We start from the raw sequence: 25,050 nt of genomic DNA on the forward strand, positions 1-25,050 counted from the left end.
CTGCGCCGATGGTCAACGCTTGTGGGCCAACATGTGTTGGTCAACGCTTGTTGGCAACTCTAGGGAGCCCGGCTCTGGCTTGTCAACACCTGTTGGCCTACAGTTGTTGGCATGACGACGGAAGCACCCGGCGCACCCCGCCGGTCGGACGTGACCAGGGCCGCGATCCTCGAAGCCGCCCGCGAGCGCTTCGCCGCCGACGGGTACGAGCGGGCGACGATCCGCGCGATCGCCCGCGACGCGGGGATCGACCCGTCGATGGTGATGCGCTACTACGGCAACAAGGAGGGGCTCTTCGCGGTCGCCTCCGAGTTCGATCTGCGCCTGCCCGAACTGGGCGCGCTCCCCGCCCGGCATGCGGGAGCGGTTCTCGTCACGCACTTTCTCGATCGCTGGGAGCAGGACGAGGTCCTGACGGCGCTGCTGCGCGCGGCCGTGACGAACGAGGCAGCCGCGGAGCGGACCCGGGCGATCTTCCGCGAACAGCTGGGCCCGGTCGCCGTCGCTCTGTGCCCCGATCCCGCGGAGGCCCCCCGGCGCGCGGCGCTCATCGCTTCCCAGATACTCGGCATGGCGATGGCCCGGTACGTGCTGCGGTTCCCGCCCGCCGTGGAGATGACGCGCGACGAGGTCGTCAGCTGGCTGGCCCCGACCGTGCAGCGCTATCTCACGGAGCCGTGCACGGAGGTGAGGCCGTCGGAGCGGTCGGCAGCGGAAGCGAGGCCGTCGGAGCGGTCGGGAGTGGAACCGAGGCCGTCTTGACGGTCGGGAGCGGGCGCGGAGGCCGTGTCGTACGCGGGGCCGGGAACACGGCCGGCGACGCAGGGGCGGCCCTGAGGCCTGCCGGTCCTGCACTCGAGGCCTGCCGGTCCTGCTCCGAAGCTGCCGGGCCTACGCGCCCGAGGTGCGCAGCGCGTCGGTGACGATCGCCTCGAGGCGGGCGTGGTGCGCGCCGCGCCAGTACACCCGGCCGCAGGCCGTGCACTGGGCGAACACGTCGTACGAGCGCTGCGTGCCGTGCTGAAGCTGTTCCTGGACGGAGTCCTTGTCGGCCTCCTTCAGGGGGCCGTTGCAGGCCGTGCAGCGCGTCCAAGGCGCGAGCGTGGGGGCGAAACGCTGGAGCACGTCCCGTAGTTGGTCGTCGGGCCGGTCGCTGTACACGTACGCGCCGGCCCAGATCTCGCGGCGGCGCAGCAGCCCGCGGTCGCGCGAGAGCAGCACCCGCCGCTCCTTGGCGGAGAGCGTGGCGAGGGCCGGGTCGCCGATGTCCTCGTTCTCGTACGCCGCGTCGACGCCGAGCAGACGGAGCCGCCGGGCCAGCGTGCCGAGGTGGACGTCGAGGAGGAAGCGGAGCGGGGCGCCGGGCACCTCCTGCGGACGGTCCACGCCGCGCACCTCGACGTGCTCTCCCGCGCCCGGGATGTGTGAGGTGGGGACCTGGCGGCCGTCGACCATCAGCCGGCCCGCCTCGGTGAGCGGCACGCCCAGGGACTCCACGACATGGCCGAGCGTCGAGGAGCCGTCGGTGGTCAGGGCCGTACGGCCCCGGCGGTAGTCCGACGGCACGAAAAGACGCAGCTCGGGGGCGACGTCGATGGTGATCTCCGGTCCGTTCACAGCGCCCAGCATGTCAAAGGCCGCGGTGGAGCGGCCAGCGCTTTCCCCGGCCCGCACCCCACCGGCCGGCCCTCACCGGCCCGGCGCCTCACCCGCCGAGCCTCACTGGCCGCCCCGCACCGGCCGCGGCCGGCTCACCCGCCCGTCGGCCCCAGGTCGAGGCACCAGTCGTTGCTGCGCAGCAGATTGCCCGGCGGGTACTCGAAGTCGCACTCGCCGACGAGGGAGAAGCCCGCCTTCCTGCACACCGCGTTCGACGGGCCGTTGGAGACGGACGGGAAGGCGTGCAGGAACCGGTGCTTCCGCTCGGCCCGCGCCGCCTCGACGACCGCCAGCGTCCCCGCCGTCGCGATCCCGAGGCCCTGGAACGCGGGCAGCACACTCCAGCCCGTCTCGTAGACCTGCTCGTCCTCCCAGGTCTGCTCCCAGAAGCCGACCGTGCCCGCGGCCTCGCCGCCGCGGCGCCCGCCGGTCTCCAGGACTATGCGGAACATCCGGCCGCGCCCGGTGCGGTCGGCGCTCAGGTCGACGTACCGCCGGTGGCGGTTGAGGAGCTGCTCCTCCGTCTCCGGGCCGCCGAGATGGTCCATCAGCTCGGGGGCGTTCGCCGCGCGGAGCAGGTCGAGGTCGTCCTCGGACCAGGGCTCGATTCGTACCGGGATCGCTTTGCCGTCCATGTCCGCACTGTAGGGCCCGGGTACGACAGCGGCCCGGCCGTGCGGCTACCGCGCTGCCCTGGTGTACGCCGACGGGGGGACGCCGACGGTCGCCGTGAAGTCCCTTACGAGATGCGCCTGGTCGCTGTATCCCAGGTCGTCGGCGAGCGCGGCCCAGTCGACACCGCCGGCCGGTCGGCCCGGTGTCTCGCCGGCCGGTCCACCGGTCCGTTCGTCGGCCTGCTCGGCGCGCTCCAGTGCCTCGTGGATGCGGTAGCGCAGGATGACCCACTTGGGCCCCACACCCACCCAGCCGGCGAAGAGACGCTGCAGGGACCGGGCCGACAGGCCCGCAGCCCCGGCGAGTTGGGACACGCGTCGCACGGAACGGTCGGTACGGACCAGTTCGACGAGCTCCATGGCGTGTTCCGCCCGGGGGTCCGGCCGCGGGCCGAGCCCGAGCAGGAACGTGTCCAGCGCGGCCACCCTGGCGTCCTCGTCGTCCGGGTCCACGACGGCGTGCGCGGCGGCGCGTAGCGTCTCCTCGTCCCGGCCCGGCAGCAGTACGTCACCGAACGGCAGCCGTTGCCCCGTCCAGTCCGACACCGGCCGGTCCGGCGCGAACGGCCGGAAGCCGCCGGGCCGGAACTGCACCCCGCAGACCCGGCCCCGCCCGGCCAGCTTGTGTGTGAACAGCTCCAGCCCGATGCCGGCGACCTCGGCGTGGGCGGGCTCGTCGTCGTACCGCTGGAAGACCACGTTGACCGACGGATGGGGAACCACATGGGAGGCGTACGGTTCGGTCAGATCCCAGTCGATCAGCCAGTAGTGCTCGAGATACGGGCGAAGGGCGGGCGCGGGCTCGCGCCGGCGGAAACGGACCCGCGCGAAGAGTTCACGGGCCTCCACGATGCCTCTCGTGTCGCGTCGCGGACCGGTCATTCTCCGATCCTAGGACCGCCAGGTGGCGCGTCCCTCCGAGCGGGGTGTCGCGTTTTTTCAATACGCGGCCATGGTGACGCTGCCTACCGTGACCCCATGACGAAACCCCTCAGTGAACTGCTCGCAGCGGCCGCGGAGCGCTCCGTTCCGGTGGTGTGCGGCATCACCGACGAACAGCTCGACCACCCCACCCCGTGCGCCGAGTACGACGTGCGCGGTCTCGCGAACCACCTGTTCCAGGTCATGGTCAACTTCCAGGCCCTGGCGGCCAAGAAGGAAACGGACTTCTCCGTCGCACCGGACTACGTCGGACACGGCGACTGGCGTGCCGCCTTCGAGAGGGAGACCGCCGCACTGGTGAAGGCATGGGCGGAACCCGGGGCCGAGGAGGGCACGTCGGGCGCGATGGGGCTGCCGGCCGGCACCGTCGGCCGGATGGCCCTCGACGACCTCACCGTGCACGCCTGGGATCTCGCCCGCGCCACGGGGCAGGAGTACGAGCCCGACCCGGTCGTCGTCGCCGAAGCGCTCCGGTCCTGTGCCGAGCTCGCCCCCACCGGCCGCAAGATGGGCGCCTTCGGCGAGGAGTTCCCCCTGCCCGACGGGGGCGCCGGGGCGCCGGACCTCGACCGTCTGCTGGCCCTGACCGGCCGCGACCCGGAATGGCGGCGGCCGTAGCGGCTCCTTCCGCGGGATCTCGTCCGGACGCGCTCGGCCGACGGCGGACGACCGGAAGCGACGGCCGTAGCGGTCCCTCCGCGGGACCTCCCGGGCGCGCTCGGCCGGCGGCGGGACGTCGGAGGCGCGTTCGGCCGGGGCCGGGCTAGATGACCGGAGGCCGGCCGAGTCGGGTCATGCGCCACACCGTGCGCCACTTCATCGGCCGACGGCCGCCGCACGGTGTGCGCACGCCCTCCAGCAGCCCGGCGCCCCAGGCACCCAGCCCGGAAACGGAACGGGTGCGCACCAAGTGGAGCAGGATCCACACGCCCAGGTAGACCGGCACCAGGGGGAGGGGGAGCCGGCGCCTGGCGAGCCAGACCCGGTTGCGGGCGGTGAAGCGGTGGTACACCGCGTGCCTGGCCGGGGAGGTCCTGGGGTGCTGGAGGACGAGGTCGGGTTCGTAGAGGATCTTCCAGCCCGCGTCCAGGGCGCGCCAGGCGAGGTCGGTCTCCTCGTGGCAGAAGAAGAAGTGCCCCGGCCAGGTGCCGATCTCGGTGAGCATCGGTGCCGACAGGGCATGGCCACCTCCGAGGAAGGCGGTCACCGGACCGCGCCGCATGGGGTCACCGGCCCGCAGACGTGGCACGTGCCGTCGCTGCGTCTCGCCGAGCTCGTCGGCGACCCGGAAGGACACGATCCCGAGCGCCGGATCCGCCGCGTACAGCTGCTGCACCTTGCGGAACACGTCGTCGGCGATGAGGAGGCCGTCGTCGTCGAGTTCGACGATGACGTCGACGTCACCCGCGTCGAGCAGGGCCCGCAGCCCGACGTTCCGCCCGCCGGGGCAGCCCAGGTTCTCCTCCAGCGGGATCTTGGTCACCTCGGCCGACACATCGGTGAGCGGAGTCGCGTTGCCGACCAGGACGATCCGCGTCGGGGGAACGTCCTGTCCGACCACCGATGCGATCAGTGCGTCCAGTTCACGCGGTCGCGTGCCCATGGTCACGATGACGACTCCGATGCGCGGCAGTGGCATGGCGGCGAACTCCAGTGGTCGGCTGGATGCCGATGATGCCAGCCGCGGGAGGGCCCGCCCGGGCACGCCTCGCGACGTGGCGCGCTCCGGCCGCGGAAGACGCGGGAACGGCGGAGCGGACGGACGACAGAGGGGCAGCGCGGCCGGCCGTCGCGCCGGTGCGTGCCGTGGCGTAAGGGAACCGTCATGACTTCCCGGCTCCATGGCAGTGCGGGATCTCGTTGAATGGGACCTGTAACAGCTGTTCTAGGAGGTGGGGATGGCAATGGGACGCATGCGCTCGGTACTCGCAAGGCCGGCCGGTATCGCCGTCGTGGTCGTGGTCGTGTTGGCGGCCGTCGTGGGGCTGTACTGGTTCCAGCCGTGGAAGATCTGGCAGGACGAGACGGTGCAGGAGGCGTTGCCGGGGACGTCGGCCGGTGCCTCGCCGTCGGGCGGGGCCGCCGAGCCGCCGTCCGCCGCGCCGAGCGGGCCCTCGGCGTCGGCGCCCGCGTCGCCGTCGACTCCGCCCGGTCCGGCGAAGGTGGCGGCCGGTGAGTTGATCAGCCACGAGCACGAGACGTCCGGCACCGTCCGGCTGCTCCGGCTGCCCGACGGCTCCTACACCGTCCGGCTGGAGAACCTGGACACGAGCAACGGCCCCGACCTGCACGTCTGGTTGACGGACGCACCGGTCAAGGAAGGCCGGGCCGGCTGGCACGTCTTCGACGACGGGGCCCACGTGAGCCTCGGCAAGCTCAAGGGGAACAAGGGCGACCAGAATTACGCCCTGCCCGCCGGCACCGACCCGGCCCGCTACAACAGCGTGACCATCTGGTGCGACCGTTTCGACGTGTCCTTCGGCGCGGCGCAACTCAGCCGCGTCTGACGCCGACCGGACAGGTCGAGCGCGGGCACGCCAGGGCACGTCAGGGCCGTGAGCAGGCGGCCGGGCACGGTCCGGGCCAGGTCAGGAACTGTGGTCGGGGGGCGGGGTCGGGGCTAGGTCGGACATCCGGCCGTCGCCCGGCAAAACGCCCGTTCAGGGCCAGACGAGGCAATACGGCTGATGCCCCGCCTCGTGCAGCCGGTGGGAGAAGTCCTGCCATTCATGGAGCAGTTGGTACACGTTGAACGCGTCCCTGGGCCCGCCCCGGTCGGGGACCGTCGACCATATGAACGCCGCCGCACCCACCGACTCCTCGCCGATGCCACGCAGCGGGTCGACCACGGTCATCGGCAGCTTCACCACCGCGTAGTCGGGGTGCAGTACGACGAGCTCCAGCGGCGGCACCTTGTTCAGCGGCATGCCCTGGATGCCGGTGAGAACCATGGCCGCTATGGTCTCCGGCTTGATCTTCGTGAACATTCCGCCCATGCCGAGCTCGTCGCCGCCGAGCTCCTCGGGGCGCATCGAAATCGGCACCCGGGCCGCGGTGGCTCCGTCGGGCGCGCCGAAGTATTTGTAGGTCACCCCCACTCGGCCGCTCCTGCCTCCCGCGGGCTCGTCCCCTTCGCCTCGCCGGTGCTTTCCGCGCCGGGCAGGCTCAGGACCCAGGTCGTCGGTCCCCTCGCCCAGTCCGCCACCGCGATGCATATCTCCACCCGACCACTCGCAGCCCCCGCCGCGCAACCCGATCATCGTGACAGTGACCTCCCCCACGAACGTGCGGTGAAACACCTGTCCGCAGATACGTCCGAGCCTCTGAGACCATGGATTCCGTGAGCTTTCCCTATGACGCCCCAGTTTCGCAGACGCTTTTCGACCGCGCGTCCCTCGTGACGCCCGGCGGCGTGAACTCTCCCGTCCGTGCCTTCCGTGCTGTGGGCGGTACGCCCCGGTTCATGGTGTCCGGTACCGGTCCGTACCTCACCGACGCCGACGGGCGCGAGTATGTCGACCTCGTGTGCTCGTGGGGGCCGATGATCCTCGGGCACTCCCACCCGGCCGTGATCGAGGCGGTGCAGGCCGCGGTCGCGCGCGGCACGTCGTTCGGCACACCGGGCGAGGGAGAGGTCGCCCTCGCCGAGGAGATCGTGGCCCGTGTCGAGCCCGTCGAGCAGGTTCGGCTGGTTTCCAGCGGTACGGAAGCGACCATGTCGGCGATCCGGCTGGCCCGTGGCTTCACCGGCCGACCCAAGATCATCAAGTTCGCCGGCTGCTACCACGGGCACGTGGACGCCCTGCTGGCCGCCGCCGGTTCGGGAGTGGCGACGTTCGGCCTGCCCGACACGCCCGGGGTCACCGGCGCGCAGGCCGGAGACACCATCGTGCTGCCGTACAACGACCTCGAGGCCGTGCACGCCGCGTTCCACGCCAACGCCGGCCAGATCGCCTGTGTGATCACCGAGGCGTCGCCCGGCAACATGGGTGTCGTCCCGCCGCGGCCCGGTTTCAACGAGGGCCTCAAGGCGGCGTGCGCGCAGAACGGCGCGCTCTACATCTCCGACGAGGTGATGACCGGTTTCCGTACCTCGAAGGCCGGCTGGTACGGCGTCGACGGTGTCGCGCCCGACCTGATGACCTTCGGCAAGGTCATGGGCGGCGGCTTCCCCGCCGCGGCGTTCGGCGGCCGCAAGGACGTCATGGCGCACCTCGCCCCGGCGGGCCCGGTCTACCAGGCGGGCACCCTGTCCGGTAACCCGGTCGCCACCGCCGCCGGTCTCGCACAGCTGCGGCTCCTCGACGACGCCGCCTACGACAAGGTGAACGCGGTCTCGAAGGAGATCCGGGCACTGGTGACGGAGGCGCTGAGCAAGGAGGGCGTCGCCCACCGGCTGCAGACGGCGTCCAACATGTTCTCCGTCTTCTTCACCCCGACCGAGGTCAGGGACTACGAGGACGCCAAGAAGCAGGAGGCGTTCCGCTTCAACGCCTTCTTCCACTCGATGCTCTCCCAGGGCGTCTACCTGCCGCCGTCCGCCTTCGAGTCCTGGTTCGTGTCGACCGCGCACGACGAGCGGGCGATCGAGCGGATCGCCGCGGCCCTGCCCGCCGCCGCCCGCGCCGCCGCGGAGGCCACGGCGTGAGCGCCGGCAGCCACCGCCCCACGGGGGGCGCCGACTCCGGCGCCCTGACGGCCGGGGACAGCGCCGTCGAGGCGGCGCTGGAGCGCGCCGCGGCGACGGACGGGGACGTCCGGCGCGAGGCCGGCGAGATCACCGTCGTGCACCTGATGCGCCACGGTGAGGTGCACAACCCCGACGGTGTCCTCTACGGCCGCCGCAGCGGGTACCACCTCTCCGAGCTCGGGCGCCAGATGGCCGACCGGGTCGCCGAACACCTCTCCGGCCGGGACATCACCCATGTCGTCGCCTCGCCGCTGGAGCGCGCGCAGGAGACGGCCATGCCCATCGCCAAGGGGCACGGCCTCGCTCTCGAGACGGACGAGCGGCTGATCGAGGCGGGCAACGTCTTCGAGGGCAAGACGTTCGGCGTCGGCGACGGCGCGCTGCGCAAGCCGGGCAACTGGCGGCACCTGACAAACCCGTTCCGCCCGTCGTGGGGCGAGCCGTACATGGACCAGGTCGTGCGGATGATGGCGGCGCTGGACGCGGCACGGGACGCGGCGCGCGGTCACGAAGCCGTGTGCGTCAGCCACCAGCTGCCCATCTGGACGCTGCGCAGCTTCGTGGAGCGCCGCCGGCTGTGGCACGACCCGCGGCGCCGGCAGTGCACACTCGCCTCGCTGACCACCTTCACGTACGAGGGCGACCGGATCGTCTCCGTGGGATACACGGAACCGGCGCGCGATCTCGTGCCGCCGCATCTCCTCGCCGGCGCCAAGCCGGTGAAGGGGAAGAGCAAGGCATTCGGCGCATAGCCGGTCCCGCATTCGATCACCCGTATTGAAGAAAAATAAGCAGAGTTACCCGGAACCCGCGAGTTCCACAGCGCATCTCAGCTTGTGCCGGTTTGTTCGCCGGTTCGAGCAACTGCTCTCGTGACCAGGAGAGCGCGGATGGGGACGATATGCGGGAGATCAGCCGAAGGGGATTGCTGGGAGCGGGACTTGGGGCCGCAGCGGCCATCGGAGTGGCGGGCTGCGGCTCCAACGGCTTCGGCGGCGGACGTACCGACCCGGCCGAGGGGGTCGGCCAGGGCAAGGGCAGCAGCAGCCCCTCCCCGTCGAAGAACCCCGTGCGGCTGATCGGCGACGGCTCCACCGCCGACACGGGAAAGCAGCCGCACCAGCCGCAGAAACCCGTCCCGCTCGAACCGGGCCAGACACCGCCGCAATTCGTGATCTTCTCCTGGGACGGCGCGGGCGAAGTCGGCAACGGCCTCTTCCCCCGTTTCCTGGAACTCGCCAGGGACCACGGCGCGGGAATGACCTTCTTCCTCTCCGGCATCTATCTGCTGCCCGAATCGAAGAAGTCGCTCTACCGGCCGCCCAACAACACCATCGGCGCGTCCGACATCGGTTATCTCACGGACGACCACATCAAGGACACCCTGAAGTGCATACGCCAGGCGTGGCTCGACGGCCATGAGATAGGCACCCACTTCAACGGGCATTTCTGCGGCGGCTCCGGATCCGTCGGCAACTGGACCTCCGCGGACTGGCAGAGCGAGATCGACCAGGCTGTGAAGTTCGTCACCGAATGGCGGACCAACAGCGGCTGGCACGACATCGACCCGCTGCCCTTCGACTACCGCAAGGAACTCGTCGGCGGCCGCACCCCCTGCCTGCTCGGCCAGGACAATCTGCTGCCGACGGCCAAGCGGCTCGGCTGGCGCTACGACGCCAGCTCACCCGGCGGCCACCAGATGTGGCCCGGGAAGAAGCTCGGCCTCTGGGACCTGCCGCTCCAGTCCGTCCCGTTCCCCGGCCACACCTTCGAAGTCCTGTCCATGGACTACAACATGCTGGCCAATCAGTCGAAGAACTCGACCAACGGCATGCCCTCCCGCTATCCGGGCTGGAAGAAGCAGGCGCGGGACGCCTATCTCGCCGGATTCCAGCGGGCCTACGAGACCAATCGCGCACCCTTCTTCATAGGCAACCACTTCGAACAGTGGAACGGCGGCATCTACATGGAGGCCGTGGAGGAAGCGCTCAAAGGCATGGCGGGCAAGAAGGACGTACGGCTGGTGTCCTTCCGGCAGTTCTGCGACTGGCTCGATGTGCAGGATCCGCAGGTGCTCGCCAAGCTGCGTACGCTCGGGACCGGTCAGTCGCCGGCGGGCGGCTGGAACGCATTCTTTAAGGCCGCTTGACAACGGCCCTTAACGGGCACGCAGGGGGGTGCGGAAGATCCCCGCCGGGCTCATGCGAAACTTTTCACATGAGCCTTAGCCGTGCCCCCCGCGCCGCCCTGCTGACCGCCCTGGTCGCCGCAGGTGCGCTCACCCTGTCGGCCTGCGGCGACGGTGGGAAGTCCGGAGGCGGCGGTGACACGAACTTCGTCACCGGGACCGGCGGCATCGACACGGTCGCCAAGGGCGAGCGCCGGGCCCCCAAGAAACTCGCGGGCGAGACCCTCGACGGCGGGCGCCTCGACATCGCCGACCTCAAGGGCAAGATCGTCGTGATGAACGTCTGGGGATCGTGGTGCGCCCCCTGCCGTTCCGAGGCGCCCTACTTCGCGAAGGTCGCCAAGGAGACCGAGGCGGACGGCGTCGAGTTCGTCGGGATCAACACCCGCGACCCGCAGAAGGGCCCCGCCCTCGCCTTCGAGAAGGATTACGGCGTCGGATATCCGAGCCTCTACGACCCGATCGGGAAACTGATCGTCAACGGTTTCCCCAAGGGCAGCCTCAACCCGCAGGCCATTCCCTCCACGATCGTCCTCGACCGGGAAGGGAAGATCGCGGCGCGTTCGCTCAAGGCGCTCGACGACGAGGAACTCCGCAAGATGATCGACCCGTTGATCGCGGAGAAGTGATCCTGTGGAAGTTCTGTCCGCAGCGTCCGGCATGAACGAGACGGTGTTCGGCGGCGCACTGCTCCTCGCGCTGCCCATCGCCGTGCTCGGCGGACTCGTCTCCTTCTTCTCGCCGTGCGTCCTGCCTCTGGTGCCCGGCTACCTCTCCTATGTGACCGGCGTCACCGGCACCGACCTGGCCGACGCCCGGCGCGGCCGGATGGTCGTCGGCGCGTCGCTGTTCGTCCTCGGCTTCACCGTCGTCTTCGTCTCCGGCGGCGCCTTCTTCGGCTACTTCGGCAACACCCTGCTCGGACACCGGGACGTGCTCTCCAAGGTCCTCGGCGTGCTGATGGTCCTGCTGGGCGTGTTCTTCATGGGGCTGATGCCCTGGCTCACCCAGCGCGAGTTCCGCTTCCACAAGAAGCCCGCGACCGGCCTGGTCGGCGCGCCGCTGCTCGGCGCGCTGTTCGGAGTGGGCTGGGCGCCGTGCATCGGCCCGACCCTCGCGTCGGTGCAGGCCCTCGCGCTCAACGAGGGAAGCGCGGGCCGCGGGGCCGTACTGTCTGTCGCGTACTGCCTCGGTCTCGGTCTGCCGTTCATCGTCGCCGCGGTCGCCTTCCGCAAGGCGCTCGGCGCCTTCGGCTGGATCAAGCGGCACTACACATGGGTGATGCGGATCGGCGGGATCATGATGATCGCGACCGGTCTGCTGCTGCTCACAGGTGCATGGGACACCCTGGTGCAGGAGATGCAGGGATGGTCGAACGGCTTCACGGTGGGGATCTGAGTTCATGAGCAAGACCGAAGAGCGCGACCTCGGCGACGCCGGAGCGCAGCTGTCCACCGCCCCCACGGAGAATCCGGCCGACCAGGCGATCGGCGGGCCCACGCTCTCCGTCGTCGGCTGGGTCCGTTGGTTCTGGCGTCAGCTGACCTCCATGCGGGTCGCGCTGATCCTGCTGTTCATGCTGTCGCTCGGCGCCATCCCGGGCTCCCTCGTCCCGCAGAACAGCGTGGACGAGCTCAAGGTGCAGGCGTTCAAGAAGCAGCACGACCTCCTGACGCCGGTCTACGAGAAGCTCCAGTTCTTCGACGTCTACAGCTCGGTGTGGTTCTCCGCGATCTACATCCTGCTGTTCGTCTCCCTCATCGGCTGCATCGTGCCGCGCAGCTGGCAGTTCGTCGGCCAGCTCCGCAGCCGGCCGCCGGGCGCGCCGAAGCGGCTCACCCGCCTGCCCGCGTACACCTCCTGGCGCACCGGGACCGATCCGGAGCAGGTGCGCGAGGCGGCCCTCGCGATCCTCAGGAAGCGCCGCTTCCGGGCCGACGCGGCAGGCGACGCCGTCGCCGCGGAGAAGGGCTACCTGCGCGAGGCGGGCAACCTCGTCTTCCATGTGTCGCTGATCGTGATGCTGGTGGCGTTCGCCACGGGGACGCTGTTCAAGTCCGAGGGCGGGAAGCTGATCGTCGAGGGCGACGGCTTCTCCAACACGCTCATCCAGTACGACGACTTCAAGTCCGGGTCGCTGTTCGACACCGATGAACTCGTGCCGTTCAGCTTCAGCCTGGACAGCTTCACCGGGACGTACGCGAAGGACGGCCCGCAGCGGGGCACCCCGCGCACCTACGAGGCGGCCGTCACCTGGTCCAAGGGCGACGGTCCCGCGCGGAAGTCGGTCATCGAGGTCAACAAGCCGCTCGAGGTCGACGGCACCAAGGTCTATCTGCTGTCGCACGGCTACGCACCCGTCGTCACCGTCAGGGACGGCAAGGGCAAGGTCGTCTCCAGCGGCGCCGTGCCGCTGCTGCCGATCGACTCCAACGTCACCTCCACCGGCGCCATCAAGGTGATGGACGGCTACCGCGACAAGGACGGCAAGAAGGACCAGCTCGGCTTCCAGGCCTTCTTCGTGCCGACGTTCGCGGGCGCCGGACACGGCGACATGTTCTCCCAGTTCCCCGGGCTCGAGTACCCGGTGCTCGCGCTGACCGGCTACCACGGCAGCCTCGGCGTCGACGCCGGCCTGCCGCAGAACGTGTACCAGCTCGACACCCGCAAGATGGAGCAGTTCAAGGACGCGGACGGGGAGATCCTCAAGCAGCGCCTGCGGCCCGGCGAGACCATGAAGCTCCCCGACGGCGCCGGCTCCATCACCTTCGAGAACGAGGTGAAGGAGTGGGCGAGTTTCCAGATCTCTCAGCAGCCCGGCAACGGCTGGGCCCTGGCCGGCGCTATCGCGGCCATCACTGGTCTGATCGGCTCACTGTTCATCCAGCGCCGCCGCGTCTGGGTGCGCGCGGTGCGCGGCGCGGACGGTGTGACCGTGGTCGAGATGGCCGGCCTCGGCCGAGCTGAGTCCGCGAAGCTCCCCGAGGAGCTGGCGGAGCTGGCCGCGACCCTCCATGCACAGGCGCCGACCGCGTCTGAACCCGTAGAAGTTCCTGCCGAAGGGGCTGAGAAGTGACGCTCGCCGCCGCAACCAACGCGAACCTGGCGGAGATCAGCAACTATCTGATCTATTCGTCGATGGCCGTCTACACGCTGGCCTTCTTCGCGCACATCGCCGAGTGGACGCTCGGCAGCCGCAGCAAGGTGGCCCGTACCGCCGCCGCACTGACCTCCCCCGACCGGAAGACCCCGGCCGACGCCCCGAAGATCCAGGTCAAGGGCGGCGGCACCGCCGTCCTGGAGAAGCCGAAGGTCGTCACCCGGACCGCGGGCGGCGCCCGTGACGTCCCCGACGGCCCGGGCGCGCACGGCGGCACCGAGAGCGGCGACCTGTACGGCCGCATCGCCGTGTCCCTGACCACGCTCGCGTTCCTGATCCAGGCCGCCGGTGTCACCTCCCGCGCCCTGTCGGTGCAGCGGGCGCCGTGGGGCAACATGTACGAGTTCTCCACGACGTTCTCGACCGTTGTCGTGGGTGTGTACCTGGCGCTGCTGCTCGCCAAGAAGAACGTCCGCTGGGCCGGACTGCCGCTGGTCACGACCGTGCTGCTCGACCTGGGCATCGCCGTCACCTGGCTCTACACGGAGAGCGACCAGCTCGTCCCGGCCCTGGACTCGTACTGGTTGTGGATCCATGTCTCCACCGCGATCTTCTGCGGTGCGGTCTTCTATCTCGGCGCCGTGGGGACCGTGCTCTACCTGTTCCGCGACTCCTACGAGGCCAAGCTGGACCGCGGCGGCAAGCCCGGCCGCTTCGCCTCCTCGGTCCTGGAGCGGCTGCCGGCCGCCGCGTCGCTCGACAAGTTCTCCTACCGCGTCAACGCGGCCGTCTTCCCGCTGTGGACGTTCACGATCATCGCCGGCGCGATCTGGGCCGGCGACGCGTGGGGCCGCTACTGGGGCTGGGACGCCAAGGAGGTCTGGTCGTTCATCACCTGGGTCGCCTACGCCGCCTATCTGCACGCCCGTGCGACGGCCGGCTGGAAGGGCCGCAAGGCCGCGTACCTGGCGCTGATCGCCTTCGCCTGCTGGCTGTTCAACTACTACGGCGTGAACATGTTCGTGAACAGCCTGCACTCGTACGCGGGCGTGGAGTGAGGTAGCGCCCGCGCCGCCGAGGGGTGACGCTGGAGGCATGAGTGACGTAATCCCCCACGGCAGCGTCGAGACCCGGGACGACGGCACTCACCTGCTGCGGTACGAACTCCACCTGCCGCATCCGGTGATTCCGGTGTGGGCCGCCGTCGCCACGCCCGAAGGGCTGCCGACCTGGCTCTGCGCCGCCGACGTACTCGAACCGAGAGTCGGCGGCGCGGTGCGGCTCCGCCGTCTCGACGCGGACGCCGAGGGCCGGCACACCGTCGCCGAAGGACATGTCACCGCCTGGGACGTGGAGCGGGTCGCCGAGTACACCGTCTCCGTCCACGGCCGTATCCGCTTCCACCTCGAACCGCACCGGGAGGGCAGCACCGTGGTGCGCTTCACCAACGGACTGCGCTGCGACGACGACGTGCTGCCGGACTGCCTGGCCTGCTGGCACAACCACTTCGAACTGCTCGACGACGCCCTCGGCGGCAGGCCGACGACCGACTGGGCCGGCTGGACGCCCAAGCGCCGGCAGGAACTGCGGGACTACTACACCACGGCGTAACGCCGCCCTCAGGCGCCGATGTCCTCCTGCCAGAGACCTGGGCTCGCGGCGACGAAGTCACGCATCATCAACCGGCACGACGGGTCGTCGAGGAGCACGATCTCCACGCCGTTCCCGGCCAGCCAGTCGTGGCCGCCGTGGAAGGTCTCCGCCTCGCCGATCACCACCCGCGAGATGCCGAACTGCCGCACCAGACCGCTGCAGTACCAGCACGGCGACAGGGTCGTCACCATCGTCGTGCCGCGGTAGGAACGCTGCCGCCCCGCGGCACGGAACGCCTCCGTCTCGGCGTGCGCCGACGGATCACCGTCCTGCACACGGCGGTTGCGGCCACGGCCGAGGAGGGTGCCGTCCGCGCCGAAGAGCGCCGCCCCGATGGGGATGCCGCCCTCCGCGAGGCCGGCCCGGGCCTCCGCCACTGCCGTCTCCAGCCATGTCCCGTACAGGTCCTGTGCCATGCGCTTCCTCTCCGCTCCGGGACCCATCGGACGCGCCTATGGGCCCATCGGCAGGACGCCCCACTGGCGCGTGGACCGCCCAGGTGTGCCGCTCGTAGCTTCACAGACATGACAACCGAGACCGCGCAGACCGCCGCGAACGCCACCAGGCGCGGCACCGTCGAACTCACCCTGGCGATGGTGCTCTCCGGCACCCTCGGCATCTTCGTCGTCGAGTCGGGCGCTTCCCCGTTCGAGGTCGTGTTCTTCCGCTGCCTGTTCGGCGCCCTCGCCCTCGGCGCCTACTGCCTGGCCCGCGGCTACTTCACCGACCACGCCTTCACGCCGAAGAAGCTGGCGCTCGCCGCGCTCGGCGGCGTGTTCATCGTCTTCAACTGGGTGTTCCTCTTCGAGGCGTACGAGGAGTCGTCCATCTCGCTCGCGACCGTCGTCTACCACACCCAGCCGTTCTACGTGGTGCTGCTCGGCGCGCTGCTGTTCAAGGAGCGGCTGACCGCCGCGACCTTCGGCTGGCTCGGCGTCGCGTTCGCGGGTCTCGTCCTCGTCTCCGGCGTGAGCCCCACGGACCCCGGCCCGCTCGCCGGGCTGGGATTCGCCCTGCTGGCCGCGCTGTTCTACGCGGTCTCCACGGTGATCACCAAGCGTGTCACCGGTGTGAAGCCGCATCTGGTCGCGCTGGTGCAGGTGCTGGTCGGCATCCCGCTGCTGCTGCCCTTCGCCGACTTCGCGGCCGTGAGCGGCCTCGGCACCGGCTGGGCCTGGCTGGTGGGCCTCGGCCTGATCCACACCTGCCTCATGTACGTGCTGATGTACTCGGCCTACCAGAAGCTCGCCACCGCGAAGATCGCCGTGCTGGCCTTCGTCTACCCGGCCGTCGCCATGGTCGCCGACTGGGCGGTGTACGGGCACCACATCGGGCTGGTCCAGGCGCTCGGCGTCCCGCTGATCCTGCTGGCGTCGCTGCGGATCAACCGCGCCCGGCAGCCCCGCACCGTGGCCCGCTCCACCACGACCAAGGCTCCCGCTACGACTCCTGCTCCCGCACCAGCCGCACCGTCTCGTCGATGAACAGCCGCACATGCCGGGGCAGCCGCTTCCCCTCCCGCCACGCCACCTGCGTGTGCAGCCGGAACGGCGGCTCCCACGGCAGCGCCACCAGCGCCCCGGACGCCAGCTCCGAACGGACCGTCATCCGGGGCAGCAGCGCGACCCCGAGACCCGCGGCCACACCCCGCTTGGTCGCCTCGATCGTGCCGAACTCCATGAACGGCGGCGGTGCCCCGGTCCGCTCGCGCAGTTCGCCCTCGAAGAGGTCCCGGTACGGACAGCCCGGTTCGGTGCCCACCAGCTGGGCGTCCGCCAGGTCGGCGGTGGCCAGCTCCCCGGCGCCCGCCAGCGGATGGCCGGGCGCGGCCACCAGTACCAGCGGCTCCGGAGCCAGGACCTCGCTCTTGAGGCCCGTGTGCTCCGTCTCCCGTTCCATCAGGAAGCCGATGTCGTACACGCCGTGGCGCAGCGCCCGGCGGGTCTCGTCGCCCAGGGTGGGGCGCAGCGACAGTTTGACCCGGGGATAGCGGTGGTGGAACAGCTCGAGCAGTTCCGGGAGCCGGTAGGAGGTGAGCGACTCCATGGTGCCGATGGTGATGGCGCCCGCCGGTTCGTCGGTCTCGACGACGGCCGCCCGCGCCTCTTCGGACAGCTCGATGATCCTGCGGGCGTAGGGCACCAGCCGTTCGCCCGCCTCCGTGAGCCGGATGCGGCTGCCGAGCCGGTCGAACAGCTCGGTGCCCAGGGAGCTCTCCAGCGAGCGGATCTGGCTGGTGACGCTCGACTGGGCGTACTTCAGCTCGGCCGCGGCCTGCGTGAAGCTGAGGTGGGCCGCGACCTTCTCGAAGGTGACCAGCAGACGGATCTCCACGTCAGGACTTGTCGCCCTCGCCGCCCTGCTCGCGCTTCTTCAGCTCCTCCTCGCGGCGGCGCAGGTCGGCCTCCCAGTCCTTGAGGACCGCCTCGTCCTTCTCGTTCTCGTCCTTGAGGGACTTCAGGAAGTCCGGGTTGTCGTCGGGGGCGACCCACTGCGTGCGGTGGTTGCGGTGCCATTCGGAGGGGGTGCGGCCGCCGGCCGGGGCGTGGCGCATCTTGCCGGCGGCGAACCAGACGATCGGGCCGACGATCCAGAAGAGCAGGATGATGAACACCCAGGCCAGCTTGGGGAGATGCTTCGCCTCGTCCTCGGGGGTGTTCAGGCAGTCGACGAACGCGTAGATCGTCAGCGCCAGCGGCAGGATGTACATCAGCGCCCTGAGCATGTGGGACAGCCCCCTGGAGACTTAGGCGGGGCGGCGTTTCCCCTGCCCCGGTGACGGGGCCAGGGTAGCGGGTGACCGATACTTGACCCCATGGCTTACGACGATCTTCGCTCCCTGCTCCGGGCGCTGGAGCGCGAGGGCGACCTCAAGCGCATCAAGGCCGAAGTCGACCCGTATCTCGAGGTCGGGGAGATCGTCGACCGGGTGAACAAGGCAGGCGGTCCGGCCCTGCTGTTCGAGAACGTGCGCGGCTCCGCGATGCCGCTCGCGATGAACGTGTTCGGCACCGACCGCCGGCTGCTGAAGTCGCTCGGGCTGAAGTCCTACGCGGAGATCAGCGACAAGATCGGCGGGCTGCTCAAGCCCGAGCTGCCGCACGGCTTCATCGGGGTGCGCGAGGCGTTCGGCAAGCTCGGGTCGATGGTCCACGTGCCGCCGAAGAAGGTGAAGGACGCGCCCGTGCACGAGGTCGTCCTGCGCGGCGACGACGTCGACCTGGACGCCCTGCCCGCGCTGTTCACCTGGCCCCAGGACGGCGGCTCCTTCTTCAACCTGGGCCTCACCCACACCAAGCACCCGGAGACGGGCGTACGGAACCTCGGCCTGTACCGCCTCCAGCGCCACGACCGGCGCACCATCGGGATGCACTGGCAGATCCACAAGGACAGCCGCAACCACTACGCCGTGGCCGCCGAGCGGGGCGAGCGGCTGCCGGTCGCGATCGCATTCGGCTGCCCCCCGGCCGTGACGTACGCCTCGACCGCGCCGCTGCCCGGCGACATCGACGAGTACCTGTTCGCCGGTTTCGTCGCGGGCAAGCGGATCGAGATGGTCGACTGCAAGACGGTGCCGCTCCAGGTGCCGGCGAACGCCGAGGTCGTGCTGGAGGGCTGGCTGGAGCCGGGGGAGATGCTGCCCGAGGGCCCCTTCGGCGACCACACCGGCTTCTACACGCCGCAGGAACCCTTCCCGGCCCTGACCATCGACTGCGTCACGATGCGCAAGCGGCCGCTGCTCCAGTCGATCGTGGTGGGCCGGCCGCCGACGGAGGACGGGCCGCTGGGGCGGGCGACCGAGCGTTTCTTCCTGCCCCTGCTGAAGATCATCGTGCCGGACATCGTGGACTACCACCTGCCGGAGTCGGGCGGCTTCCACAACTGCGCCATCGTCTCGATCGACAAGAAGTACCCGAAGCACGCCCAGAAGGTGATGCACGCCATCTGGGGCGCGCACATGATGTCGCTGACCAAGCTCATCGTGGTGGTCGACAAGGACTGCGACGTCCACGACCTGCACGAAGTCTCCTGGCGCGCGCTCGGCAACACCGACTACGCACGCGACCTCACCGTCGTCGAAGGCCCCGTCGACCATCTGGACCACGCGTCCTACCAGCAGTTCTGGGGCGGCAAGGCAGGCATCGACGCGACGCGCAAACTGCCGGAGGAGGGGTACACGCGGGACGGAGGCTGGCCGGAGATGGTCGAGTCCGATCCCGCGACGGCGGCGCTCGTCGACCGCCGCTGGAAGGAGTACGGCCTGTGAGCCCCATCGCCGTGGGCGGTCCCGCCCTCTTCATCGGCACCGACACCGACTACGTGGCCCTGGTGCGCCCCGAGCTCGACCCCGCCGACCCGGGCGTCCGGCTGGCCGCCGAGCAGGCGGGCGTCGCGCCCGAGGAGTTCGCGGGCGCCGGCGACACCTGGGCGGTCCTCCTGGAGAACGACGGCGAGGGCGACGGCTTCGAGCTGCCCGGTGTGCGCGACGCGGAGCCCGCCGATTTCGCGGAGCGGCTGCGCGCGGAGCTCGCCGCGGCGTCCGGGCCGTTCACCGTCGACGGCGGGGCGGTGCTGAGTCTGGACGCGCGTCCGGCCGGTGCCGACGCGTACGCCTTCACGGCGCGCGTCACCCCGCCCGACGACGAGACCGGGACGCCGCTGACCGTGGAGACGGGCCCGCTGCCCGTCGCCGGGCTGCTGGCCGACCTCGACGCGTTCCTCGGGAGCCTCGCATGATGACGACAGCCGACGGGGTCGTGGGTTCCGGCCCGGCACCGCAGCCCACCGGGAAGGTGAAGGCCTTCCTGCGGCTGGTGATGATCGAGCACTCGGTCTTCGCGCTGCCCTTCGCCTACATCGCCGCCCTCACCGCGATGTTCCAGCTGGACGGGCAGGTCCACTGGACGGACCTGCTGCTCGTCACCGTCGCCATGGTGGGTCTGCGGACCTTCGCAATGGCCTGCAACCGGATCATCGACCGGGAGATCGACGCACGGAACCCGCGCACCGCGGGGCGCGAACTGGTCACGGGCGCGGTGTCCGTACGGTCCGCGTGGACCGGTGCGCTGATCGCGCTGGTCGTCTTCCTCGGCGCGGCGGCGCTGCTCAACCCGCTGTGCCTGGTGCTCGCGCCGGTCGCGGTCGTGCCGATGGTGGTCTATCCGTACGGCAAGCGGTTCACCGACTTCCCGCACGCCATCCTCGGTCTCGCGCAGGCCATCGGCCCCGTCGGCGCGTGGATCGCGGTCACGGGCGAGTGGTCGTGGGACGCGGTGATCCTGGGCCTGGCCGTCGGCGTGTGGATCGGCGGCTTCGACCTGATCTTCGCCTGCCAGGACGTGCAGGCCGACCGTGCCCACGGCGTGAAGTCGGTCCCCGCCCGCTTCGGCATCCCGGCCGCGCTGTACGGCGCCCGCGCCTCGCACGTCGTGACGACGGGCCTGCTCGTCTGGTTCGCGCTGGCGACGGACGCGGGCGTGCTGTTCTGGGCGGGCCTGGTGATCGTCGCGGCGGCGTTCCTCTACGAGCACACGATCGTCCGGCCGCACGACCTGTCCCGTCTGAACAGGGCTTTCTTCACGACGAACGGCTTCATCGGGATCTCGCTCTTCGTGTGCGCCCTGCTCGATCTCGTGGTGCGGGGCCTGACGGTCTGACCGTCCCGTCCGCTCAGGCCCGGGCGCGGCCGCGGAAGACGAACGCGGCCCCGATGCCCGCCAGCAGGCCGAAGAGGTGGCCCTGCCAGCTCACGCCCGTGTTCGCGGGGGAGAGGCCGAACAGGATCGAGCTGCCCCAGACCGCGCCGATCAGCAGGCCCACGCACACGTCCAGCAGCTTGCGCTCCACGAAGCCGCGCACCACGAGGTAGCCGAAGAGCCCGAAGACCAGGCCGGAGGCGCCCGCGGTGTTGGCCCCCGAGGGGGAGAACAGCCAGACGCCGATGCCCGCCACCAGGATGATCATCAGTGCCACGGCGAGGAAGCGGCGCACGCCGGCCAGCGCCGCGAGGAAGCCGAAGACCAGCAGCGGGACGCTGTTGGCGGCGAGATGCGCGAAGCCGAAGTGCATGAACGCCGACGGCACGATGTCGACCAGTTCGTCGGGCTCACGGGCGACCACGCCGTAGGAGTCGAGGGCGTGTCCCGTCGCCACGTCGACCGCTTCCAGCAGCCACAGCAGGGCGACGAAGGCCAGAACCAGCTTGGCCGCGGCCCAGGCCCGCTCCGATCTGCCCCACTCCTTGACCTCTGTACGGGTCATCGTCGCCCCCTGCGGTGTGCACGCGCTTGTGTGACGGGAACGTCCCGCGCACCGTGCCCGGTTCCGCGTTCGCGCCGCCGGATAGGCTCGGCGGTGTGGAGCAGCGAGAAGTGAACAGTCGACGGCCCTGGGTCGTGGGGGTGTCCGGTGCTTCCGGCACGCCGTACGCGGCCGCCGTGCTGCGCGGTCTGCTGGCCGCCGGCGAGAGCGTGGACCTGGTGGTCAGCAGGGCCTCGCGGCTGACGTTGCTCGACGAGACCGGTATCGCCTTCCGGGACGCGCACTGGCAGGAGGACCTGCGGCAGTGGCTGGCCGGGGGAGCCGACGGGAAGCCGGACAGCTTCGACGTCGATGTGAGCGACGTGCGGCACTGGGCTGCCGGGGACCTCGCCGCCGGGCCGTCGTCGGGGTCGTACCCGGTGAAGGGGATGCTCATCGTGCCGGCGTCGACCGCCTGTGTGGCGGGTGTGGCGCTCGGGCTCTCGAAGGACCTGTTGCAGCGGGCGGCGAGCGTGACGCTCAAGGAACGGCGCCCTCTGGTGGTCGCCGTGCGGGAGACCCCGCTGAACGGACAGACGCTGAAGCACCTGGTGACGCTGGACGAGGCGGGCGCAGTGGTGCTGCCCGCCTCTCCGGCGTTCTACGCGGGGGCGACGCACATCCAGGATCTGGTGGACTTCGTCGCGGGGCGGGTGCTCGACGCGGCAGGGGTGCCGCATCGGCTGTACCGCCGCTGGAAGGGGGAGCTGGGTGGTGGCTCCGGAGGCGATTAGCGCTTCTTGCCGGTGCGCGGTGCACGGGCCGTGGTGGCCTTGCGGGCGGCAGAGGGCTGGTGGGCACGCGAGCGGTTGGCCAGCTCCTGCAGCTGTCGCATGTGGGCGTAGGCCATCTCGATCGTGTACACGGTGAGTGTCATCTCCTGTATGGATCGTGATCCTGTGGGATCAGCTCTGATCATTTGAGTAAATCGCAGGGTGTCGGCCCTGTGTACCTTAGATTCTACACGTAAACTTGCGGTATCGCTGAATAATGGAAGGCTCAGGCATATGGACGCCGTGGACAGGCAGCTCATCCAGGCCCTGCGCGAGAACGGCAGGGCTTCGTACGCCGAGCTCGGCCGGCTCGTGGGGCTCTCCGGCCCCTCCGTCACCGACCGCATCAACCGCCTGGAAGCGGCGGGCGTCATCACCGGGTACCGCGCCACCGTCGACGCCCGCTCCCTGGGCCTCGGCGTCACGGCCCTGATCGGCATCTCGCTCTCCGACGCCGCGGACCACGAGGATGTGGCGCGCAGGCTGAAGGACCTCGCGGAGATCGAGGACTGCTGGTTCATCGCCGGCGACGACTCGTACATGCTCAAAGTGCGCGCGAGCGACGTGGACGGCCTCGAGAAGACGATCCGCCGGCTCTCCGGGACGCGCGGCGTCTCCCGCACACGGACCACCATCGTGCTCTCGACCAAGTGGGAGAACCGGGTCGGCGACCTGCCGGAGGAGAGCTAGGGATACCGTGGGTGGAGCCCGATTGGTAGACGTATGGGAGGCGGCCCGAAGTGGACGCAGGACTCAAGCGCGAGCTCGAGGAGAAGGTCCGGGCCGGTGAGCGGCTGACGCGTGAGGACGGCATCGCCCTCTACGAGTCGGACGACCTGGCATGGCTCGGCGGTCTCGCGCACGAGGTGCGCACCCGCAAGAACGGCGACGTCGTCCACTTCAACGTCAACCGGCACCTCAACATGACCAACGTGTGCACCGCGTCGTGCGCCTACTGCTCGTTCCAGCGCAAGCCGGGCGAGAAGGACGCGTACACCATGCGCATCGAGGAGGCCGTCCGCCTCGCGAAGGCGATGGAGGGCGAGAACCTCACCGAGCTGCACATCGTCAACGGGCTCCACCCCAACCTGCCCTGGCGCTACTACCCGCGCTCGCTCTCCGAGCTCAAGAAGGCCCTGCCGAACGTCTCGCTGAAGGCCTTCACCGCCACCGAGATCCACCACTTCGAGACGATCTCCGGGCTCAGCGCCTCCGAGATCCTCGACGAGCTCATCGAGGCCGGTCTGGAGTCGCTGACCGGCGGCGGCGCGGAGATCTTCGACTGGGAGGTCCGCCAGCACATCGTCGACCACCGCACCCACTGGGAGGACTGGTCGCGCATCCACCGCCTGGCGCACGAGAAGGGCCTCAAGACCCCGTGCACCATGCTGTACGGGCACATCGAGGAGCCGCGCCACCGGGTCGACCATGTGCTGCGGCTGCGTGAACTCCAGGACGAGACCGGTGGTTTCCAGGTCTTCATCCCGCTGCGCTACCAGCACGACTTCGTGGACATGCAGGACGGCAAGGTCCGCAACAAGCTCCAGGCACGCACCACGATGGCGACCGGCGCGGAGGCGCTCAAGACCTTCGCCGTGTCGCGGCTGCTGTTCGACAACGTGCCGCACGTCAAGGTCTTCTGGGTGATGCACGGTGTGCAGACCGCCCAACTCGCCCTTCAGCACGGGGCGGACGACATGGACGGCTCGGTCGTCGAGTACAAGATCACGCACGACGCGGACAACTACGGGACGCCGAACAAGCTGACCCGTGACGACCTGCTCGACCTGATCCGCGACGCCGGCTTCCGTCCCGTGGAGCGCAACACCCGCTACGAGATCATCCGCGAGTACCCGGGCCCCGACGCCGACCGCCGCGAGTCGCCGCAGCCCATGCGCGTCTGAGACCGGAACGCGTCCGTCTCGCTCTGCGAACCCCGGCCCCGGCCGGGGTTCGCCGTTTTCTACGCTGGCCCGCATGGCCCTCACCTTCGAACTCGACCCGGCCCTCACGAACGAGCTGCGGGACGGTGTCGTCGCGCTCTGGACGGACGTCAGCAACGCCGGCGGCGCCGTCGGCTTCGTCCCGCCCGTGACGGCCGAGGACGTCCGGCCGGGGTGGCTCGGCCACCTCACCGCCATAGCCGAGGGCCGGATGCGGCTGCTCGTCGGCCGCGACGAGGCCGGCGCGATCGCGGCCACCGCCTTCCTCGCATTCAACACCCACCGCCTGATGAAGCACTGGATCTGGCTCTACACGGTGATGGTCCACCCCGGCCACCAGGGCAGGGGCTACGGGCGCGATCTGATGGCGGCCGCCGCCGATGCCGCCCGCGGGTTCGACGGCATCGAGGCGATACGTCTGACCTGCCGCGGCGGCACCGGCGCCGACCACTTCTACGCCGCCTGCGGCTACAAGGAGGTCGGCCGGGTGCCCGGGGCGATCCGGGTCGGCGACGGCGACGACCGCGACGACGTCATCATGCTGCTGCCCCTCGGCTAGCGCCTCGGGGCGGCGTGCTTCACTGGACAGGCACCCACGTCGTACGCAAGGAAGAAGGCCCGCCGTGTCCGCTGCAAGGACGAGTGCCGCGATCAAGTACACCGCACTGCGTCTGGCGATCTTCGTCGGCTGTTTCGTCGTCGTCGCCGGACTGGTCCAGGTCGGCGCCCTCCCCAAGGGCCTCGGCGACTCCAACTTCGTGTGGGTCGTGCTGCTCGCGCTCGTGCTCTCCGCGCCGCTCAGCTTCGTGCTGCTGCGCAAGCAGCGTGACGCGATGTCCGCCCAGATCGTCACCAAGGTGGACAGCGCCAAGGCCCGTCTCGAGGCCAACCGCAAGCAGGAGGACGGCGTCACCCAGTAGGGCGGCCGACGGTCACCCGGAAGGGCGGGCCAGCAGGGGCCCCAAAGGGGAGCTTTGAGCTTCGATAAGTTCAAGTGTTAACGTGTTCGGCGTGAAGACAGCAGTGCGCCACCCAGACGCCGCGAGCCTCCTGCTCGTGGCGCGCCTGCATGTCGATCTGTGCCGCTGCATGTCCGCGGTCTGTTGCCGCCACATCTGACAACCCGGC

The 25,050-nt window shown here is 70.1% G+C and carries 30 protein-coding genes; 20 read left to right on the forward strand and 10 right to left on the reverse strand.

Going from position 1 to position 25,050, the window contains the following annotated elements:
• The first annotated feature begins 111 nt into the window (after positions 1–111).
• Positions 112–762, forward strand: coding sequence for a TetR/AcrR family transcriptional regulator (locus tag ACTMTU_RS24530; RefSeq protein WP_441265647.1), 651 nt, complete (start codon positions 112–114; stop codon positions 760–762).
• A 129-nt stretch (positions 763–891) separates the two neighbouring features.
• Here ACTMTU_RS24530 and ACTMTU_RS24535 read toward each other — a convergent pair whose 3' ends face one another.
• The 3 genes from ACTMTU_RS24535 to ACTMTU_RS24545 form a co-directional block, all read right to left on the reverse strand.
• Positions 892–1,617 carry a Mut7-C RNAse domain-containing protein gene (locus ACTMTU_RS24535; RefSeq protein ID WP_441265648.1) on the reverse strand — a complete coding sequence of 242 codons (726 nt, stop codon included), beginning with the start codon at positions 1,615–1,617 and terminating at the stop codon, positions 892–894.
• Between the two features lie 134 nt (positions 1,618–1,751).
• Positions 1,752–2,294: a GNAT family N-acetyltransferase gene (locus ACTMTU_RS24540; RefSeq protein WP_441265649.1), complete on the reverse strand. Its 543-nt coding sequence runs from the start codon at positions 2,292–2,294 to the stop codon at positions 1,752–1,754.
• A 45-nt stretch (positions 2,295–2,339) separates the two neighbouring features.
• The gene (locus tag ACTMTU_RS24545; RefSeq protein ID WP_441265650.1) at positions 2,340–3,215 is read right to left on the reverse strand and encodes an AraC family transcriptional regulator; all 876 of its coding nucleotides are present in this window, start codon (positions 3,213–3,215) and stop codon (positions 2,340–2,342) included.
• Between the two features lie 96 nt (positions 3,216–3,311).
• On the opposite strand from ACTMTU_RS24545, the gene ACTMTU_RS24550 reads away from it, so the two are divergent.
• On the forward strand, positions 3,312–3,893 hold the full coding sequence (locus ACTMTU_RS24550; RefSeq protein ID WP_441265651.1) for a TIGR03086 family metal-binding protein: 582 nt from the start codon (positions 3,312–3,314) through the stop codon (positions 3,891–3,893).
• 145 nt (positions 3,894–4,038) lie between these two features.
• Here the strand turns inward: ACTMTU_RS24550 and ACTMTU_RS24555 are convergent, their stop codons facing one another.
• Entirely contained in the window at positions 4,039–4,914 is an 876-nt protein-coding gene (locus ACTMTU_RS24555) for a glycosyltransferase family 2 protein (RefSeq protein WP_441265652.1), read from the reverse strand.
• Positions 4,915–5,179: 265 nt separating this feature from the next.
• Between ACTMTU_RS24555 and ACTMTU_RS24560 the strand changes: the two genes are divergently transcribed.
• On the forward strand, positions 5,180–5,782 hold the full coding sequence (locus tag ACTMTU_RS24560) for a DM13 domain-containing protein (RefSeq protein ID WP_441265783.1): 603 nt from the start codon (positions 5,180–5,182) through the stop codon (positions 5,780–5,782).
• Between the two features lie 153 nt (positions 5,783–5,935).
• Here the strand turns inward: ACTMTU_RS24560 and ACTMTU_RS24565 are convergent, their stop codons facing one another.
• The gene (locus ACTMTU_RS24565) at positions 5,936–6,490 is read right to left on the reverse strand and encodes a hypothetical protein (RefSeq protein ID WP_182327717.1); all 555 of its coding nucleotides are present in this window, start codon (positions 6,488–6,490) and stop codon (positions 5,936–5,938) included.
• A gap of 116 nt (positions 6,491–6,606) precedes the next feature.
• Between ACTMTU_RS24565 and hemL the strand changes: the two genes are divergently transcribed.
• The 8 genes from hemL to ACTMTU_RS24605 all read left to right on the forward strand — a co-directional run bounded on the left by hemL (position 6,607) and on the right by ACTMTU_RS24605 (position 14,864).
• Positions 6,607–7,923, forward strand: coding sequence for a glutamate-1-semialdehyde 2,1-aminomutase (gene hemL / locus ACTMTU_RS24570; RefSeq protein ID WP_441265653.1), 1,317 nt, complete (start codon positions 6,607–6,609; stop codon positions 7,921–7,923).
• Positions 7,924–8,069: 146 nt separating this feature from the next.
• Positions 8,070–8,717, forward strand: a complete 648-nt coding sequence (locus ACTMTU_RS24575; RefSeq protein ID WP_441265784.1) for a histidine phosphatase family protein — start codon at positions 8,070–8,072, stop codon at positions 8,715–8,717.
• A gap of 149 nt (positions 8,718–8,866) precedes the next feature.
• Positions 8,867–10,114: a hypothetical protein gene (locus tag ACTMTU_RS24580; RefSeq protein ID WP_441265654.1), complete on the forward strand. Its 1,248-nt coding sequence runs from the start codon at positions 8,867–8,869 to the stop codon at positions 10,112–10,114.
• A gap of 68 nt (positions 10,115–10,182) precedes the next feature.
• Entirely contained in the window at positions 10,183–10,782 is a 600-nt protein-coding gene (locus tag ACTMTU_RS24585; protein WP_441265655.1) for a TlpA family protein disulfide reductase, read from the forward strand.
• A gap of 31 nt (positions 10,783–10,813) precedes the next feature.
• Positions 10,814–11,551 carry a cytochrome c biogenesis CcdA family protein gene (locus ACTMTU_RS24590; protein WP_189467105.1) on the forward strand — a complete coding sequence of 246 codons (738 nt, stop codon included), beginning with the start codon at positions 10,814–10,816 and terminating at the stop codon, positions 11,549–11,551.
• Positions 11,552–11,555: 4 nt separating this feature from the next.
• Positions 11,556–13,229, forward strand: coding sequence for a cytochrome c biogenesis protein ResB (resB, locus tag ACTMTU_RS24595; RefSeq protein WP_441265656.1), 1,674 nt, complete (start codon positions 11,556–11,558; stop codon positions 13,227–13,229).
• A complete protein-coding gene (gene ccsB / locus ACTMTU_RS24600; RefSeq protein WP_441265657.1) occupies positions 13,226–14,311 on the forward strand; it encodes a c-type cytochrome biogenesis protein CcsB in 1,086 nt (361 codons plus the stop codon). Before resB ends, ccsB begins: the two co-directional genes overlap by 4 nt.
• A 37-nt stretch (positions 14,312–14,348) precedes the next feature.
• Positions 14,349–14,864, forward strand: a complete 516-nt coding sequence (locus tag ACTMTU_RS24605; RefSeq protein WP_441265658.1) for an SRPBCC domain-containing protein — start codon at positions 14,349–14,351, stop codon at positions 14,862–14,864.
• Between the two features lie 8 nt (positions 14,865–14,872).
• On the opposite strand, the gene ACTMTU_RS24610 is transcribed toward ACTMTU_RS24605, so the two are convergent.
• A complete protein-coding gene (locus ACTMTU_RS24610; RefSeq protein ID WP_441265659.1) occupies positions 14,873–15,322 on the reverse strand; it encodes a nucleoside deaminase in 450 nt (149 codons plus the stop codon).
• 108 nt (positions 15,323–15,430) lie between these two features.
• Between ACTMTU_RS24610 and ACTMTU_RS24615 the strand changes: the two genes are divergently transcribed.
• Complete coding sequence (locus ACTMTU_RS24615; RefSeq protein ID WP_441265660.1) at positions 15,431–16,390, forward strand: DMT family transporter; 960 nt, start codon at positions 15,431–15,433, stop codon at positions 16,388–16,390.
• Here the strand turns inward: ACTMTU_RS24615 and ACTMTU_RS24620 are convergent.
• Together ACTMTU_RS24620 and ACTMTU_RS24625 are read right to left on the reverse strand one after the other, a co-directional pair.
• The gene (locus ACTMTU_RS24620) at positions 16,347–17,240 is read right to left on the reverse strand and encodes a LysR family transcriptional regulator (RefSeq protein WP_441265661.1); all 894 of its coding nucleotides are present in this window, start codon (positions 17,238–17,240) and stop codon (positions 16,347–16,349) included. The genes ACTMTU_RS24615 and ACTMTU_RS24620 overlap by 44 nt on opposite strands.
• A gap of 1 nt (position 17,241) precedes the next feature.
• Entirely contained in the window at positions 17,242–17,631 is a 390-nt protein-coding gene (locus ACTMTU_RS24625; protein ID WP_441265662.1) for a PLD nuclease N-terminal domain-containing protein, read from the reverse strand.
• A 90-nt stretch (positions 17,632–17,721) separates the two neighbouring features.
• Between ACTMTU_RS24625 and ACTMTU_RS24630 the strand changes: the two genes are divergently transcribed.
• From ACTMTU_RS24630 to mqnP, 3 genes are read left to right on the forward strand one after another with little or no spacing between them, the layout of a single operon-like run.
• Entirely contained in the window at positions 17,722–19,173 is a 1,452-nt protein-coding gene (locus ACTMTU_RS24630; protein WP_441265663.1) for a menaquinone biosynthesis decarboxylase, read from the forward strand.
• On the forward strand, positions 19,170–19,643 hold the full coding sequence (locus ACTMTU_RS24635) for a hypothetical protein (RefSeq protein WP_441265664.1): 474 nt from the start codon (positions 19,170–19,172) through the stop codon (positions 19,641–19,643). Before ACTMTU_RS24630 ends, ACTMTU_RS24635 begins: the two co-directional genes overlap by 4 nt.
• A complete protein-coding gene (mqnP, locus tag ACTMTU_RS24640; protein ID WP_441265785.1) occupies positions 19,643–20,563 on the forward strand; it encodes a menaquinone biosynthesis prenyltransferase MqnP in 921 nt (306 codons plus the stop codon). Before ACTMTU_RS24635 ends, mqnP begins: the two co-directional genes overlap by 1 nt.
• 13 nt (positions 20,564–20,576) lie before the next feature.
• Here mqnP and ACTMTU_RS24645 read toward each other — a convergent pair whose 3' ends face one another.
• Positions 20,577–21,167 carry a rhomboid family intramembrane serine protease gene (locus tag ACTMTU_RS24645; RefSeq protein WP_441265665.1) on the reverse strand — a complete coding sequence of 197 codons (591 nt, stop codon included), beginning with the start codon at positions 21,165–21,167 and terminating at the stop codon, positions 20,577–20,579.
• Positions 21,168–21,277: 110 nt separating this feature from the next.
• On the opposite strand from ACTMTU_RS24645, the gene ACTMTU_RS24650 reads away from it, so the two are divergent.
• Positions 21,278–21,940 (forward strand): UbiX family flavin prenyltransferase, encoded by a 663-nt coding sequence (locus tag ACTMTU_RS24650; RefSeq protein ID WP_441265786.1) that lies wholly within the window; start codon positions 21,278–21,280, stop codon positions 21,938–21,940.
• Here the strand turns inward: ACTMTU_RS24650 and ACTMTU_RS24655 are convergent.
• The gene (locus tag ACTMTU_RS24655; RefSeq protein ID WP_441265666.1) at positions 21,937–22,083 is read right to left on the reverse strand and encodes a hypothetical protein; all 147 of its coding nucleotides are present in this window, start codon (positions 22,081–22,083) and stop codon (positions 21,937–21,939) included. The genes ACTMTU_RS24650 and ACTMTU_RS24655 overlap by 4 nt on opposite strands.
• A 130-nt stretch (positions 22,084–22,213) precedes the next feature.
• Between ACTMTU_RS24655 and ACTMTU_RS24660 the strand changes: the two genes are divergently transcribed.
• The 4 genes from ACTMTU_RS24660 (at position 22,214) to ACTMTU_RS24675 (ending at position 24,842) form a co-directional block, all read left to right on the forward strand.
• A complete protein-coding gene (locus ACTMTU_RS24660) occupies positions 22,214–22,669 on the forward strand; it encodes an Lrp/AsnC family transcriptional regulator (protein WP_005313883.1) in 456 nt (151 codons plus the stop codon).
• Positions 22,670–22,719: 50 nt separating this feature from the next.
• Positions 22,720–23,883, forward strand: a complete 1,164-nt coding sequence (mqnE, locus tag ACTMTU_RS24665) for an aminofutalosine synthase MqnE (protein ID WP_005313880.1) — start codon at positions 22,720–22,722, stop codon at positions 23,881–23,883.
• Between the two features lie 73 nt (positions 23,884–23,956).
• Positions 23,957–24,481: an N-acetyltransferase family protein gene (locus ACTMTU_RS24670; RefSeq protein WP_441265667.1), complete on the forward strand. Its 525-nt coding sequence runs from the start codon at positions 23,957–23,959 to the stop codon at positions 24,479–24,481.
• Positions 24,482–24,545: 64 nt separating this feature from the next.
• Positions 24,546–24,842 carry a DUF4229 domain-containing protein gene (locus tag ACTMTU_RS24675; RefSeq protein WP_307707720.1) on the forward strand — a complete coding sequence of 99 codons (297 nt, stop codon included), beginning with the start codon at positions 24,546–24,548 and terminating at the stop codon, positions 24,840–24,842.
• Positions 24,843–25,050: the final 208 nt, after the last annotated feature.

It is taken from the genome of Streptomyces sp. OZ13 (genome assembly GCF_052068155.1).
In the GTDB taxonomy this organism is placed as follows: domain Bacteria; phylum Actinomycetota; class Actinomycetes; order Streptomycetales; family Streptomycetaceae; genus Streptomyces.

Bases quoted from the DNA above. Each gene is read 5' to 3' on its own strand.
- ACTMTU_RS24530 (WP_441265647.1), top strand. From the start codon at position 112: ATGACGACGGAAGCACCCGGCGCACCCCGCCGGTCGGACGTGACCAGG.
- ACTMTU_RS24540 (WP_441265649.1), bottom strand. From the start codon at position 2,294: ATGGACGGCAAAGCGATCCCGGTACGAATCGAGCCCTGGTCCGAGGAC.
- ACTMTU_RS24545 (WP_441265650.1), bottom strand. From the start codon at position 3,215: ATGACCGGTCCGCGACGCGACACGAGAGGCATCGTGGAGGCCCGTGAA.
- ACTMTU_RS24550 (WP_441265651.1), top strand. From the start codon at position 3,312: ATGACGAAACCCCTCAGTGAACTGCTCGCAGCGGCCGCGGAGCGCTCC.
- ACTMTU_RS24555 (WP_441265652.1), bottom strand. From the start codon at position 4,914: ATGCCACTGCCGCGCATCGGAGTCGTCATCGTGACCATGGGCACGCGA.
- ACTMTU_RS24560 (WP_441265783.1), top strand. From the start codon at position 5,180: ATGGGACGCATGCGCTCGGTACTCGCAAGGCCGGCCGGTATCGCCGTC.
- ACTMTU_RS24565 (WP_182327717.1), bottom strand. From the start codon at position 6,490: ATGCATCGCGGTGGCGGACTGGGCGAGGGGACCGACGACCTGGGTCCT.
- hemL (WP_441265653.1), top strand. From the start codon at position 6,607: ATGGATTCCGTGAGCTTTCCCTATGACGCCCCAGTTTCGCAGACGCTT.
- ACTMTU_RS24575 (WP_441265784.1), top strand. From the start codon at position 8,070: ATGCGCCACGGTGAGGTGCACAACCCCGACGGTGTCCTCTACGGCCGC.
- ACTMTU_RS24580 (WP_441265654.1), top strand. From the start codon at position 8,867: ATGCGGGAGATCAGCCGAAGGGGATTGCTGGGAGCGGGACTTGGGGCC.
- ACTMTU_RS24585 (WP_441265655.1), top strand. From the start codon at position 10,183: ATGAGCCTTAGCCGTGCCCCCCGCGCCGCCCTGCTGACCGCCCTGGTC.
- ACTMTU_RS24590 (WP_189467105.1), top strand. From the start codon at position 10,814: ATGAACGAGACGGTGTTCGGCGGCGCACTGCTCCTCGCGCTGCCCATC.
- resB (WP_441265656.1), top strand. From the start codon at position 11,556: ATGAGCAAGACCGAAGAGCGCGACCTCGGCGACGCCGGAGCGCAGCTG.
- ACTMTU_RS24605 (WP_441265658.1), top strand. From the start codon at position 14,349: ATGAGTGACGTAATCCCCCACGGCAGCGTCGAGACCCGGGACGACGGC.
- ACTMTU_RS24610 (WP_441265659.1), bottom strand. From the start codon at position 15,322: ATGGCACAGGACCTGTACGGGACATGGCTGGAGACGGCAGTGGCGGAG.
- ACTMTU_RS24615 (WP_441265660.1), top strand. From the start codon at position 15,431: ATGACAACCGAGACCGCGCAGACCGCCGCGAACGCCACCAGGCGCGGC.
- ACTMTU_RS24625 (WP_441265662.1), bottom strand. From the start codon at position 17,631: ATGCTCAGGGCGCTGATGTACATCCTGCCGCTGGCGCTGACGATCTAC.
- ACTMTU_RS24630 (WP_441265663.1), top strand. From the start codon at position 17,722: ATGGCTTACGACGATCTTCGCTCCCTGCTCCGGGCGCTGGAGCGCGAG.
- mqnP (WP_441265785.1), top strand. From the start codon at position 19,643: ATGACGACAGCCGACGGGGTCGTGGGTTCCGGCCCGGCACCGCAGCCC.
- ACTMTU_RS24645 (WP_441265665.1), bottom strand. From the start codon at position 21,167: ATGACCCGTACAGAGGTCAAGGAGTGGGGCAGATCGGAGCGGGCCTGG.
- ACTMTU_RS24655 (WP_441265666.1), bottom strand. From the start codon at position 22,083: ATGACACTCACCGTGTACACGATCGAGATGGCCTACGCCCACATGCGA.
- ACTMTU_RS24660 (WP_005313883.1), top strand. From the start codon at position 22,214: ATGGACGCCGTGGACAGGCAGCTCATCCAGGCCCTGCGCGAGAACGGC.
- ACTMTU_RS24670 (WP_441265667.1), top strand. From the start codon at position 23,957: ATGGCCCTCACCTTCGAACTCGACCCGGCCCTCACGAACGAGCTGCGG.